General features: G+C 51.5%; 13 protein-coding genes and 1 pseudogene. 6 read left to right on the top strand and 8 right to left on the bottom strand.

From position 1 onward, the window contains the following. The first annotated feature begins 467 nt into the window (after window positions 1-467). Window positions 468-2,123 carry a cellulase family glycosylhydrolase gene (locus MKY64_RS28745; protein ID WP_340957245.1) on the top strand — a complete coding sequence of 552 codons (1,656 nt, stop codon included), beginning with the start codon at window positions 468-470 and terminating at the stop codon, window positions 2,121-2,123. A 138-nt stretch (window positions 2,124-2,261) separates the two neighbouring features. Here MKY64_RS28745 and MKY64_RS28740 read toward each other — a convergent pair whose 3' ends face one another. Continuing rightward, entirely contained in the window at window positions 2,262-2,846 is a 585-nt protein-coding gene (locus MKY64_RS28740) for a TetR/AcrR family transcriptional regulator (protein WP_209868797.1), read from the bottom strand. Window positions 2,847-3,065: 219 nt separating this feature from the next. On the opposite strand from MKY64_RS28740, the gene MKY64_RS28735 reads away from it, so the two are divergent. Further along, window positions 3,066-4,175 (top strand): NADH:flavin oxidoreductase, encoded by a 1,110-nt coding sequence (locus tag MKY64_RS28735; RefSeq protein ID WP_340957242.1) that lies wholly within the window; start codon window positions 3,066-3,068, stop codon window positions 4,173-4,175. Window positions 4,176-4,286: 111 nt separating this feature from the next. Here MKY64_RS28735 and MKY64_RS28730 read toward each other — a convergent pair whose 3' ends face one another. Next, the gene (locus tag MKY64_RS28730; RefSeq protein WP_340957240.1) at window positions 4,287-5,033 is read right to left on the bottom strand and encodes a sugar phosphate nucleotidyltransferase; all 747 of its coding nucleotides are present in this window, start codon (window positions 5,031-5,033) and stop codon (window positions 4,287-4,289) included. Beyond that, window positions 5,030-5,725 (bottom strand): TetR/AcrR family transcriptional regulator, encoded by a 696-nt coding sequence (locus MKY64_RS28725; protein ID WP_340957238.1) that lies wholly within the window; start codon window positions 5,723-5,725, stop codon window positions 5,030-5,032. Before MKY64_RS28725 ends, MKY64_RS28730 begins: the two co-directional genes overlap by 4 nt. 311 nt (window positions 5,726-6,036) lie before the next feature. Here MKY64_RS28725 and MKY64_RS28720 point away from each other — a divergent pair, with 311 nt between their 5' ends. The 3 genes from MKY64_RS28720 (at window position 6,037) to MKY64_RS28710 (ending at window position 7,708) form a co-directional block, all read left to right on the top strand. Further along, complete coding sequence (locus tag MKY64_RS28720) at window positions 6,037-6,834, top strand: SDR family NAD(P)-dependent oxidoreductase (RefSeq protein WP_340957235.1); 798 nt, start codon at window positions 6,037-6,039, stop codon at window positions 6,832-6,834. Window positions 6,835-7,070: 236 nt separating this feature from the next. Then, window positions 7,071-7,328, top strand: coding sequence for a hypothetical protein (locus MKY64_RS28715; protein ID WP_076080793.1), 258 nt, complete (start codon window positions 7,071-7,073; stop codon window positions 7,326-7,328). A gap of 8 nt (window positions 7,329-7,336) precedes the next feature. Next, a complete protein-coding gene (locus MKY64_RS28710; RefSeq protein WP_340827684.1) occupies window positions 7,337-7,708 on the top strand; it encodes a retropepsin-like aspartic protease in 372 nt (123 codons plus the stop codon). Between the two features lie 408 nt (window positions 7,709-8,116). On the opposite strand, the gene MKY64_RS28705 is transcribed toward MKY64_RS28710, so the two are convergent. Continuing rightward, window positions 8,117-8,431: a hypothetical protein gene (locus tag MKY64_RS28705; protein ID WP_340957233.1), complete on the bottom strand. Its 315-nt coding sequence runs from the start codon at window positions 8,429-8,431 to the stop codon at window positions 8,117-8,119. 165 nt (window positions 8,432-8,596) lie between these two features. Between MKY64_RS28705 and MKY64_RS28700 the strand changes: the two are divergent. Then, a pseudogene (locus MKY64_RS28700) lies at window positions 8,597-8,680 on the top strand (helix-turn-helix domain-containing protein); the annotation flags it as partial. A 93-nt stretch (window positions 8,681-8,773) separates the two neighbouring features. Here the strand turns inward: MKY64_RS28700 and MKY64_RS28695 are convergent. The 4 genes from MKY64_RS28695 to MKY64_RS28680 all read right to left on the bottom strand — a co-directional run bounded on the left by MKY64_RS28695 (window position 8,774) and on the right by MKY64_RS28680 (window position 12,652). Next, window positions 8,774-9,700, bottom strand: a complete 927-nt coding sequence (locus MKY64_RS28695; RefSeq protein ID WP_340957231.1) for a copper amine oxidase N-terminal domain-containing protein — start codon at window positions 9,698-9,700, stop codon at window positions 8,774-8,776. Between the two features lie 132 nt (window positions 9,701-9,832). Continuing rightward, window positions 9,833-11,563, bottom strand: coding sequence for an Imm51 family immunity protein (locus tag MKY64_RS28690; RefSeq protein ID WP_340957229.1), 1,731 nt, complete (start codon window positions 11,561-11,563; stop codon window positions 9,833-9,835). Between the two features lie 235 nt (window positions 11,564-11,798). Next, on the bottom strand, window positions 11,799-12,308 hold the full coding sequence (locus tag MKY64_RS28685) for an SRPBCC domain-containing protein (protein WP_340957226.1): 510 nt from the start codon (window positions 12,306-12,308) through the stop codon (window positions 11,799-11,801). A 23-nt stretch (window positions 12,309-12,331) separates the two neighbouring features. Then, window positions 12,332-12,652, bottom strand: a complete 321-nt coding sequence (locus MKY64_RS28680) for an ArsR/SmtB family transcription factor (RefSeq protein WP_209987492.1) — start codon at window positions 12,650-12,652, stop codon at window positions 12,332-12,334. Window positions 12,653-12,717: the final 65 nt, after the last annotated feature.

The following is a 12,717-nucleotide window of genomic DNA, read 5'->3' as shown; positions in this document are numbered from 1 at the left end:
TCCGGTGAAGTCAAACGCTTACATTAGTAATTATAACAATTATTCCCTTTTTAAGCTAGATGTGATTCTTGTAATTTGTGCTAAACAATTGGAAAAATGTATCTTAAATTAGCGGTTTGGGAGAGATGTACGGTAATAAGTGGATTTACAACACCTATCACTTACTCTTTTTGCTGCTTTGGGTGAATCGGGAAGATTTAAGTGCTGTTTATCCAATTACTGTTGTAACACAGACCATTCGCTCACCAGCAAGTGTACTTAATCCAACTGCTATCTTCGATCCCCCTAGCCACCTGGCTTATCCCATAAGTGCATTGGTCCGTATAGAGTGACTCCAACAGCCCCCCTCCTGTTTTATTCAAAAATTTTCCATAATTTAGACCCGTCCGGGATGAATAGGTTTTCATTTTACCCGTATGATATAAAGTTCGACTTTATCATGAATCATATTACGAGGAGGAAGATGAATGACCTTTGGTTTCAGGACACTGGGGACAATGCTTTTGGCTTTAACACTGCTTGCAGGTACAGCCGCTATTGCCGGACAGCCGGTGAAGGCTGAGGGGGCAGCGAAGCTTTTTTATCACACCTCGGGCAGCCGGATTGTAGATTCGCAGGGGAACCCGGCCGTGTTCAACGGACTGAACTGGTTTGGCTTCGAGACACCGAACTATTCCCCGCACGGATTATGGTCGCGTTCCATGGATGATGTGCTCGATCAGGTCCGCGCAGAAGGGTACAACTTGATTCGCCTGCCGTTCAGCAGTCAAATGTTCGATCCGGCTTCCCAGGCCAACAGCATTGATTATGCCAAAAACCCGGACCTGGCCGGTCTGACTCCCATCGAAATTATGGATACCTTAATCGAAAAAGCCGGCCAGCGCGGCATTCAAATCTTCCTGGACCGGCATCGTCCCGATTCCGGCGGGCAGTCGACGCTATGGTATACCGCTGCATATCCTGAATCCCGCTGGATCAGTGACTGGGTGATGCTGGCTGCACGATATGCGAATAATCCTACAGTAATCGGTGCGGATCTGCATAATGAGCCTCACGGCACAGCAAGCTGGGGGACCGGTGATCTCAGCACAGACTGGCGGCTCGCGGCCCAGCGGGCTGGGAATGCCATCCTTGCGGTGAATCCGCACTGGCTGATCATCGTCGAAGGGATCGAGCAGAATGTGCAGGGTAACACCAGCAAGTACTGGTGGGGCGGCAACCTTACCGGGGTGCGGAATTATCCGGTAACGCTTACCGTGCCGAATCAAGTGGTGTATTCTCCGCATGATTACGGTCCCGGGGTGGCGGAGCAGCCGTGGTTCAGCGATCCGGCTTTTCCGGCGAACCTGCCTGCTATATGGGATCAGACCTGGGGTTATATCAGCAAAGAGAACATTGCCCCTCTAATCATGGGTGAATTCGGAGGCCGCAGCGTGGACACCCTCTCGGTTGAAGGGAAGTGGCAGAATAAACTAGTCGATTACATCGGCACGAATGATCTCTACTGGACCTACTGGACACTGAACCCCAACAGCGGGGATACCGGCGGTCTGCTGCAGGATGACTGGGCAACCTGGAACCGGCCGAAGCAGCTCATGCTGAACCGGATCATGAAGACAGTCACCTTCCCTCCTATTGAGGAGCCCGGCGGCCCCGGGACAGGACCTGTAACCGCCACTCCGCTCTACCGCAGTGATGAGACCGGCAACAATGTGGGCTCCATCCGGGCAAGTCTTCAGCTGAAGAGCACTTCCACCGTCCCTGTCCCGCTCAGCCAATTCACGATCCGTTACTGGTTCACCCAGGACGGCAGCTCCGCACACACCATGGAGATTGACTACGCCGTCGTCGGCAAAAATAATATCCAGACCACCATCGTCCCGCTCGCGGTTCCGGTCCCGAACGCGGATGCCTACGCCGAAATCTCCTTCAAGGGCGGGGCGGGCAGCCTGGCGGCTTCCGGCTCAACCGGAGAGATCCAGTTCCGTATTCACAAGGATAACTACGCGAATTATAGCCAGGCCAACGATTACTCCTTCCGGCCGCTGCTGACCAGCTTCACGGCCAATGACCGGATCACTGTATACCATAATGGAACGCTCATCTACGGGGTAGAGCCGTAACCAAGCGGAAACGGCTACAAGGCTGTCCCAAAAGCAGGTTTTCTACGGCGGAAGACAGTTCTCTTCATTCTTAAAACCACAAAAAGTGAGCAGAGCAGCGATTCCCCCATTCGGAGGATCGCTGCTCTGCGTTTTTGGTCATTGGGGGCTCATGGGAAATCCGCCCGTGATCAGCGGCATTACCCGCTCAGCCAGTTCGGAGGAAGACTCTGATCTTCCCTCCAGATTCCAGCGGTAGGTTACGCCATATAAGGACCAGCTTAGCAGGGTGGCGGCAGTTGCAAGCGGCTTCGAATCTGTAGCCGCAGCTGATCCGGAGATCAGTTGCAGGATAAGTTTCTCGAGATGGAGCTTAATATTCTCCTCAAGCAAGAGAGCTACAGAATCATATCTTTTGAAACAGCGGTGGCTGTTTTCATGATAATTACATAATGCTACTATCAGCTCTTGAAGCGTCTTCTCGGTCAACGGTCCTTTGGCATCGACTTTATGGAGGACCATATTCGTAAAGGCATCTAACAAAAAGGCTTCGAACAGCGCATATTTATCCTGGAAATGGGCATAAAAGGTGGTCCTGTTAATCGTAGCTGCTTTGGTAATGTCGCCGACGGTTATCGAGTTGAAGTCCATGATATTCAATTGCCGGACGAAGGCATCCAGAATTAATTGACGGGTCCGAATCACCCGCGGGTCGTTCGGATTGGGGGGATGTATGCCAGCCATCCAAGGAGCGCCCCTTTCAGAAGAGATTATAATCCTCTTAATTATAAACATGTGCTCTGTACACAACAAATAGGATCTGCCAATACGACAGTTTTTCCGGCTTTTAGCTTAAGCAACAACTTGGGCAGTTTGTTGGTTGAAGGGAGGATTGGAGCTTGTTACTATTGCATTCATACCCCGCTTTGAGAATAATCATTCAACCTACAGGAGGCGTTAACCATGGCTAAACAACAGGAGCAAATCCATTCACTGGAGACCTTATTTGAACCGTACACGGTTCAACAATTAACTATACCCAACCGGATTGTAATGTCACCGATGGCGCGTGCTTTTTCACCGGAGGGAGTACCGGGTGAGGATATGGCAGCGTATTACCGCCGCCGTGCTGAGAATGGGGTGGGGCTAATCATCACCGTTGGTATGATTGACCATCCGGCAGCAAGCAGTGATCCGGGACTGGCTAATCTCTTTGGTGAGGCCGCTCTGAACGGCTGGCGTGAAGTCGTTAGACAGGTTCATGAGGCCGGCGGTATCATTTTTCCGCAGTTGGCACATATGGGAATGATTCGGCCCATGGGTTCTCAGCCTCATCCGGATGCACCATCAATCGGGCCATCAGGACTCGACATGCAGGGGAACAAGATAAGCGAGCCGATGACAGAAGAAGAAATTGCCGGGGTCATTCAGGCCTATGCCGATGCGGCAGTGAATGCACAGCAAGCTGGCTTCGACGGAATAGAGCTCTCCGGCGGTCACGGCTTGTTGATTGACCAGTTCTTCTGGGAAATAACCAATCAGCGGACGGACCGCTATGGCGGCGATTTCCTGAAGCGTACCCGGTTTGCAGCCGAAGTTATCCAGGCCGTCCGCGCTGTAGTCGGACCGGATTATCCGATTTCCATCCGGTTGTCCCAGTGGAAGATGGCGGATTACATGGCGAAGCTGGTGGATACACCGGAGCAGCTGGAGCAATTCCTGGATGTGCTGGTACAGGCAGGGGTGGATATTTTCCACATCTCGACCCGCAGGTTCTGGGACCCGGAATTCGCGGGCTCGGAGCTGGGTCTCGCCGGATGGGTGAAGAAGCTTACCGGGAAGACAACGATTGCCGTTGGTTCCGTAGGCATGGACAATGCTCCCGCTGAAGGCGGGGAAGCAGACCATCAAGGGATGGAGGAGCTGCTGAAGCGGCTGGACCACCAGGAGTTCGATCTGGTAGCGGTTGGACGCGCACTTCTGGGTGATCCGGCATGGGCGAAGAAAATCCGTGAGGGCAGGCTGGAAGAGATTCAAGCTTTTACTCCAGAGGCGGCGGCCCAATTGTATTGAATCATAGATAATCTCCAAGAACCGCTCGACTACCCTTTCTCTGCCAAATAAAACGCACGGGAATGAGAAATTCTCTCTGTACCCGTGCGTTTTTTTGATTTTTAACCCAGGTTACTCTGCCTGTTCCCCCAGCCTCGCCCGCATCTGCGCATAGGCCTCCGGGGTGCCAACATCATCAATCGTCCCCTCCGTATAATAGGCCCGCATCTCCTGACGGGAATGCAGCCATTCGGGAAAATAACTCGGCGCATCCGGGTTGCCCCCCTCAGCCAGATAACGGGAGAACAGCGGCAGCGTAGACCGTTTGTAGATGTACAGCGCGAATACGCCAATGTTCGAGCGGGGCGCTTGCGGCTTTTCCTCAAGCGACAAGACCCGATTCTGCGCATCCAGCTCCGCCACACCGATACTGCGCAGCTCTGCCGGATCATCCACCGTCCGCACCAGAATACAATCGGTATCCACCTTGTGAAAATAGTCCAGATACCCCGCCAGGCCGAAGCCCAGCACATTATCGCCTGCCAGCACCAGCAGATCCTCCTGCGGCTGCTCCCGCTCCAGCACAAACTGGATATCGCCAATCGCGCCTAGCCGCCCCTCAGGAGAAGAAGTTCCATCGTTCAGGATACGGACCGGCTTGCTCCCCCGATACTGCCTGGCCCACTGTTCAAAAGCATGGAAGAAGCGGTCATTCGTCACCACAAGAATCTCCGAAATCTCCTCCAGCACCTCCAGCCGGGCGGCCAGCAGATCCAGGATCGTCCGGCTTCCCTGCACCGGCAGCAGCGGCTTCGGGGTGTCTAGCGTTAACGGATACAGACGGGTGGCATACCCCGCAGCCAGGATTAATGCGATCATCCTCTATCCGCTCCTCTGTCCGGTGTAGATGCTGCGAATAAGGCTCTGGACAGCAGAACCATGGTTTGTTTGTATATGGTATGGGCGGCATCGGCATCGCCAAGGAACCCGCCCATATACAGGTGAATTACACCGTGCAGCGATGACCATATGGCGGCGACAAGAGCCCCGGTCTCTTCCTGGTCCGAAATCAGTCCCTGCTGCTGGGCGGTAATGATTAGAACTTGTAATTGGCGTATGGCGGTCAGTGTTCCCTGCATACTCTCCGCATCCGGCTTGAACTCGGCAAAAGCTCCTCCAAACATCAGCTTGTAGTAGCTGCTGTGCTCCTGTCCGAACTGCCAGAAGGCTTCGCCCAGATCCAGCAGATGCTGTAACAGATCTGAAGAAGCCGGCACTTCTTCAAACCGCTGGGCCAGTATTTTGCAGCCCTCCAGATATAATTGCTGGGCCAAACCCTCTTTATTGACAAATAAACTGTAGATGATCTTGGTGGAACAGCCCATCCTTTGCGATACTTTACGCACCGTAACGGCCTCTGGCCCCTCTTCCTGGAGAATGGCAGCGGCGGCATCCACCACCAGCTTACGGAGATTCTCCGTATTTTGCAGACGGGCTTCCTGATATGTTTTTAATACCCGCCCCGTGGAGGGTGCAGGTTTGTCTTCGCTACGGATAAGAATCACCTTCATTCGGTTATCATGTTATTGACCAGCAACAGAGTTGCCGGGTTCTAACAGGAATTCTAAACATTTGAACATAGGTTGTCAATTGAACCCTCATGCGAAAAAAACAGATTGACACAGCAGTATTCTTTTGGTTACTATGATTCATATAAGAAACAGTGTTACCAATTGTATTAACGCCGCCGAACACGGACGTATACGGCTGAGAAAGAACTTATGCCACTACGAACGAACTTATGCCCGCTAGGATCGGTCATATTTTTTTCGCAATTTGGTAACGTTGTTTCCATAACACCGTTGTAGAAGGAGCAAAAACTATGAATATTAAAGGAAAATGGTCGTTGATCACCGGGGCCTCTTCGGGAATCGGCGAACAGTTCGCAAGACAATTAGCCAAGGAAGGCAGTCATCTGGTGCTGGTAGCCAGATCCAAAAACAAACTGGATGCGCTCGCAGCCGAATTGACCCGAAGCCATGAAATTCAGTGCCGGGTGATTCCCCAGGATCTATCGCTTCAAGGTGCTGCCGGAGAGTTGTATCAGACCTGCCAGCAGTTAGGCCTGAGCATCGATCTGCTGGTGAACAATGCAGGCTTCGCCACTCATGGCCTGTTCGAGCAGGTCTCCGGGGAGCGCCAGCATGATGAGGTGATGCTGAACGTCGCCGCTGTAGTGGATATGACTCATTTATTCCTTCCCGCAATGCTCCACAATGGGTCAGGCGCCGTTATCAATGTCTCGTCTACGGCAGGCTTTCAGCCGCTGCCTTATATGGCCGTCTATGGGGCGACCAAAGCTTTTGTCTTGTCCTTTACCGATGCCCTCTACTGGGAAAATCGTGATCGCGGTGTGCAATTCTTCGCCCTGTGCCCAGGCTCAACAGAGACGGATTTCTTCAACGTAGTGGGTACGGAGGATGCTTCCGTCGGCGGCGCGAAGGACTCGCCTGAGCGGGTAGTGGCAATTACACTGCGCGCTATGGCCCGAGGAAAACAGTACATTGTCCCCGGATTCCGCAATTACCTGGGCGCCCAGATCTCCCGCTTCATGACCCGCAGACAAAGCCTGCGGCTGGTCGGGAACATGCTTCGCCCGGCAAAGCCTAAGCAAGTTTAGTAATGCAAACGGAACATAATAAACGCAAATGAGCTACACGCCATTGTGTTGGGATGCGGGGGCAATAGTCTGGTGATTCCAACCATACGGGTCTTGTCCCCTTGTCCATAAAACACCACAATGGTTAATCTGGACAGGGGTTCATCATGGTTTAAGCCTAGCCTTAACATTCTCTGGTTGGGCTTTTGTGCTATACTGGGAGTAAATGCAAGTTAGGTTATCCGGAGGTGATGAGGATGCGATGGGAAGATGTCCGCGAGCAGTTCCCTGATGAGTGGGTGGTCTGTGAGGCGTTAAAGTCTCGTTCGGAAGACGGGTACTGGCTTATTGACGAAGTGGCTCTCATTGATCGTTTCGACGATTCAACGGTTGCCATGAAACGCTACTATGAATTGCATCGTGAACAGCCATACCGGGAGTACGGCTTTTTTCATACATCCCGCGAGGAGCTGAAGCTTCGGGAAAAATGGGCGGGGGTACGCGGGCCAAGATGAGGATTGACGTGAGATACGGGCTGCCTTTTATCGAAGTGATCATTTGTTACCACGGTGAAGAGCTTCATTTGAAGAATGTCTTGCTGGATACAGGCTCGGCAGGAACTATTTTCAACGCTGATGTGGTAGATGCCATCGGGGTTCAAATTGAACCTGGCGACTTTCTGAACAAAATCAGGGGTGTAGGCGGAGTAGAAGTCGTCTATTCCAAGCAGTTTGATTTTGTGAGTACGGGAGAGGTATCTCTGGGAGGGTTTGAAGTAGAAATTGGGGAAATGGACTACGGCATGGAGATTGATGGTATTCTTGGCTTTGACTTTATCCAATCTGCCGGGTTAGTGATTGATTCCAAAGAGTTGATAGTGGCGGCAAAAGAGTGAGCAATTTCAACATCATACAACGCTGAACTTTTGTTGCTATACCTATGCTTAGCGTTACTTAATAGAAGCCCTATCCAATAGGAGGCTTCTATTTTGCTTTGCAATATACTCGGCATTAAAGGAACGTAAGTTCTTTGTATGGGAATGGAGATGCGGTAACCTCCCCAAACAACTTCAGCAACACGCTACGCCGAATTGTAGCTCTGCACGTTCACGCCTCAGGAAGGCTCTAGAACAACCTCGCCCGACAATCTGCCAGCACCCCATCATACCTTCTGCTCTCTTCTGCCGTCACTCTCTCACGCAGCGCTTCAAATAACGCCAAGTGATAACAATAGCAGTAATAATGCGAGATGTTATCTCTATCCTCGTACGCTCCAAACCCCTCACTCTGTTCTGCATAGCGGTCTAGTAGATCTCTGACATCAAGCCCATATTGGGCAGCAGCTCTTCAGGATTATTCTCCAAGAAACAGAAATATTCCTCCAGAAGTCCAGTCTGCCCTGAGAGAATCTCAACCATATACAGGTTAGCACGTGCCAATCCTCTGAACTCCTCGGCAATTGCCTCCCCTTCTACCCCTAAATCCTCCATCCAGCCCAGCTCAGCATAGCGGTATACCCTCTCTCTAGCGTCGTCATACTTTTGCTGCTTTTGATAAGCGCTGCCCCACATCAGATGACTGAACCCAAAATAATAGACAAGCGGACGTTGCATGTCCAAAAGCGGTACCGAAAGCTCTTGATGAATATGCGGTTATTGTCAGCGGGTTGAGCGTAAAGCAAATCAGCACTTTGCAGAGGATTGTTAGCGAGGTTAAAGGAGCTTTTGAGACATAAGTATTCCTGAGGTGATACCATGAATTTACCATAATGTGTAGGAAATCGGATACGTGAACTCAGAAAGGCCAAAGGATGGACACAAGAGCAACTAACTGAGGCAGCGTCACTGCACTACAGTTACATATGTGGGCCAAGTTGAACGTTGGCTGGGCGGTTACGGACACCCAGCCTTACATTCTCTAGAGTCACGGCAATCCCAGAACAGCCACCATAGGATCACCCATCATTGTTCCTCTGGAATATCCACAATAATATAATTTTCCTTCAGTTTAGGTTGAGGAACCTCGGCTTCTTTATAAATAACCTCATTCCAGTTCTCCTTATTAATCAAACCATACCCCGTGGAAGTAATATGAGGCATCCAGCGAAAGCTTGCGAAGGTCGTAGCTGTAAAATCCGGTAAGGAACCATCCTGCTGCGTAAAAGAGCGGCCTATGAAATAAAGGTTCTCTTGCTTACCGGCCTTGTCGCCAGTGAGAGCCTGCCACTTAAGGTAAGCTGTGTTCTTCGTCAACTGATAGTAACGGATTACATTATTATTAACCTCGATGAACCGGTCCTTTGTAGTCGCCGGAAAATAATATTGGAGACTGGCGGTTTCCAGCGAGGGCTCAAAGTCCTCCTTGAGCTGTGAAACTCTGGGAAGATTAATCGCAACATTTCTTGCAGTGCTTAACTCGCTGCTCTTCACATCAGCCAACAATTTCGCGCTTGGTTTTGACACAAATGCCGTTTGGGTGTCTGGATTCCAAATTACTGAACCGTCCAACGCTTCGGCAACAAAACGTAAAGGGATCATGGTTTTGCCATTATGAATAAATGGAGCAGCGCTTAAGGAAACGGAAGCTCCATTTTTCAGTGCTGTTGTATTATTTATGGTCAACTGCAGACTTGTGCCACTCCCCTCCACGGTTACTTGCTTAGTCGCATTATTCCAGGCAAACGTTAACCCGCCTAAGCTTTGGAGTGAAGTCAGGCTAAAAAACACCTGATTCTTCTTGTTAAGAATGTCTTTGGCTTCTAAATCGTTATTATTCACAACTACTTGTGTTCCTTTGGGACTCTTGCCTGCTGCAGACGCCGTATGTGCTACCGGTGCCAGAAACGCAGCACATAGAACAATAGATGAACATAGGATCAACTTCCTCATTATACACCCTCCTAAATTTTACATTCTATATATGAGAGACGCAAAAAGATCCATAAAGTTCCTCGAAAGTACTCTTATAACAATACAGGACCGCCCTATAATACAGGCAGTCCCGTTATTGTCTTATCCGCGCTAGTCCAGCTCTGCACGCGAGAACAAATCGCGGATGAGCACATCATCCTCGCAAGCCAGCTTGAAGGCAGTGGCGAAGGCAACCAGCGCCTCAGCGTCGGAGGAATAGGCGCAGAACATACCTGCCTCCGGGTCGAAGTGGATAATACCGGCCAGCTCGGGCATCTTTTCCTCCAGGAATACCGCTGCCAGCGAGCCCCAATCATATCCATTGCCCTCGAAGCCCTCCTCCTCCCGTGCAGCGAATACCTCTGTCTTATAATTGCCAACGCTCAGAATGACCGACTTGCCGCCGTTATCCTGCTCCACGATTATAAAAGGCTTCAGATCTACAGCTCCCCCTACTTCTGCTTCCTTCAGCTTCTCAAGCAATTGTTCCTTCGCCTCATCCGTGAACCTGAGCATCCCTTCAGTCTCTACAATCCTTCCCTGCCGGATCCGCTCATCCAGCCAATCCGAGATGAAGCCCGGGGCATATCCGCCTGTGCTGAATTCACCGCCGAACGCGATCATTTTGGAATAAATCTCAAGATACTGGTCACGGCTCGTATTCGGGTAAGCGCTGGTATAGAGCCAGAACTGCAAATCATACATCAGGGTGGATTCTTCGTCCACATGAAGTGAGAAATGGCCCTTCTTCTCAACAATGCGGGTACATATCTTGCGGATAACGCCCTCTATATCGTCCATTTCGGTAACCTGGTCGCACAGCTCCTGAAGCAGCGGAGAGAATGGCGCGGACCCTACCTTCCGCAGATCCTCCTGCTTATCCTCCTCCGAGGTATCATAGACCTCCTCATTCACCAGCCCGCGAATGAAAGTCTCATAGTCCGGGGCCAGGAACGTAATCTCATAGTTGCTCTCCTGGTCCACATGAATCACCTCGGGTTCCCCTTCCGGGCCGCAGTGACGGTAATCCAGCATAATGACATCATGTCCTGCGGAGGGACAGTCGCCGAAGACCACGCCGATATCGGGGTAGCCCCACTCCTCAATCATGAAGCGGCTGCCCACCTCTCCGCAGAGGGAATAGAATTTGTCGCGGCCGATCCCGGCAATTCCCGAAATGGCGACATGATCTGCTGACCAGGAAGTGGGTTCATTCACCGGAAAACACGTATTGCGCGGAATCCCGCCGTTATGCTGCTTCATCATGGCGATGTAAGAGGCCGGCAGCTTATAACCCAGTTCCTGCTCCACAGAGGCAATCAGCTCGTCACTGGGCAGCGGAGAGACATACGACTTCAAGGCATAGTCGCTGTCCTCCCAGAAATCCGCGCAGTAGTCGAGGAATGCACCAAGGTCTCTACCGCCACCCTCTCTATTCACCTTCAAGGCCTCCAGCGCTTCGGCGCGTCTTGCCTGCTCTCTTGTCTCACGCAGTGCGCCTTCCCGGCTCCACTCCAGCATTCTCGCAGTATCCCCGTCTCCCGGCTCCAGCGCCTCCGCACGTTCAAACGCATGAATAGCCTGCTCATACTGCTTCAGGTGATAGTAGGAATACCCTATGCGGAATTGCCACAGCGGATCATCCTCGCCTTCCCTGGAGATGCTGCGCAGCTGCTCCAGCGCCTCCCCGTATTCACCCAGGTTATTGTAAGCTCTGCCTAATTGGCCGATACACTCATAATCTCTTGCATCCGGCGGAATCTCCAGAATACGGTCCACAATCTGCTGATATTCATCTTCTTCATGCCAACGCTTCACCTGTTCCAGCAACGCCTCATCCATGCCTTTGGCCCCCCTAATTGGACACTGCAAAACAAGCCTGTCCCCTATTCCGAAGGACTGCTTCTTGTCAGTATATTCGCTATTACCCATTCACCGGAAAAGCACAAGTAGAAACGGCTACGCCGTCCTTTTAAGGTAAACCCTATAACGGACCATCTCAAAAAGAGGTCGCCTCGGCCGGACACCCGGCATCAAGACAACCTCTCTATGAACGTTCAACCTATATTCCTTCAAGTTACTGAATGGATTGCAGGTGCTCTTCGAGCCGGTCCCAGGTTTCGGTGATCCCTTGCTCCATCCCCATATCCATGACCGTCTTGAGCGCTTCCTCCGAATCATACTTCGACCGGCTGACCAGCCTCGTCCCGCCCTCAACTTCTTCGAACCTCATACTGACCAGTGTAGACGGCATACCTTCCGTTTCATTGCCTTCGGCATCGGAGAAATAATCGGTATAGTCAAATCTCTCGCCATCGACAATCTCATGGTAGATGCCCTTGCCCCAGGATTCCATTCCGAAGAATTCCCCCTGCTGCTCATCCACACATTTCATACAATAATGCCAGATGCCGCCCGGACGAAAATCAACAGTGCAGAAGGGAACAATCCAGCCGCGCGGTCCCCACCACTGCTTCAGATGCTCTGCCTCAGAGAACACTTTGAATACCAGCTCACGCGGTGCAGCGAATACACGTTCCAGAACCAGCTCAAGACCTTCGACTCGGGAAATCATTGTGCCAGACATTCCTAATCCCTCCTGATAGTCATTCATTTGTCTTCGGACTGCAGCTGCCGCAGATAGTCATCCAGATTGTCGAAGCGTTCATTCCACAGCTTGCGGTAAGCTTCCAGCCAGGCATCCATAGCCTCCAGCGGCTCCGTACGCAGCCTGTAGTTCCGGCGGTTAGCCGCCGCTTCCACCTCAACCAGTCCGGCTTCCAGCAGCACACGCAAATGCTTCGAGGCCTGAGGCTGACGGAGCGCGAGCCGCTCGGCGATATCGCCTACGCTCATAGGCCCGTCCTTCAGGATCTCAACCATCCGCAGGCGGGTAGGCTCAGCAAGTGCGCTAAATGTCGTTGTGTCCATCATTTCCATATTCCTTTTATACAGCCTTTTAGTATCTGGGTACATTCTCAATATAACTTATCAGG

Origin of the sequence: Paenibacillus sp. FSL R7-0210 (genome assembly GCF_038009085.1) — a bacterium.
Taxonomy (GTDB): Bacteria; Bacillota; Bacilli; order Paenibacillales; family Paenibacillaceae; genus Paenibacillus_AQ; species Paenibacillus_AQ silagei.
The sequence above is the reverse complement of the archived record's forward strand: the minus strand, read 5'-3'. Positions and strand labels throughout refer to the sequence as shown.